Source organism: Escherichia sp. Lx600-2 (genome assembly GCF_036662595.1).
GTDB lineage: Bacteria > Pseudomonadota > Gammaproteobacteria > Enterobacterales > Enterobacteriaceae > Escherichia > Escherichia coli.
The window spans coordinates 1-391 of record NZ_JAYQWM010000263.1; the positions used below are offsets into that span (position 1 = coordinate 1).

Annotated in this window: 1 pseudogene; it reads right to left on the reverse strand. The window is 53.5% G+C overall.

Features of this window, described 5'->3' with window-relative positions:
- Positions 1-337: pseudogene (locus OQV04_RS24910) on the reverse strand (IS1-like element IS1B family transposase); the annotation flags it as partial.
- Between the last annotated feature and the right edge of the window lie 54 nt (positions 338-391).

Here is a 391-nt window from a genome sequence, read left to right on the forward strand (position 1 = left end):
CCCCACTGTTCGTCCATTTCCGCGCAGACGATGACGTCACTGCCCGGCTGTATGCGCGAGGTTACCGACTGCGGCCTGAGTTTTTTAAATGGCGGAAAATCGTGTTGAGGCCAACGCCCATAATGCGGGCGGTTGCCCGGCATCCAACGCCATTCATGGCCATATCAATGATTTTCTGGTGCGTACCGGGTTGAGAAGCGGTGTAAGTGAACTGCAGTTGCCATGTTTTACGGCAGTGAGAGCAGAGATAGCGCTGATGTCCGGCAGTGCTTTTGCCGTTACGCACCACCCCGTCAGTAGCTGAACAGGAGGGACAGCTGATAGAAACAGAAGCCACTGGAGCACCTCAAAAACACCATCATACACTAAATCAGTAAGTTGGCAGCATCAC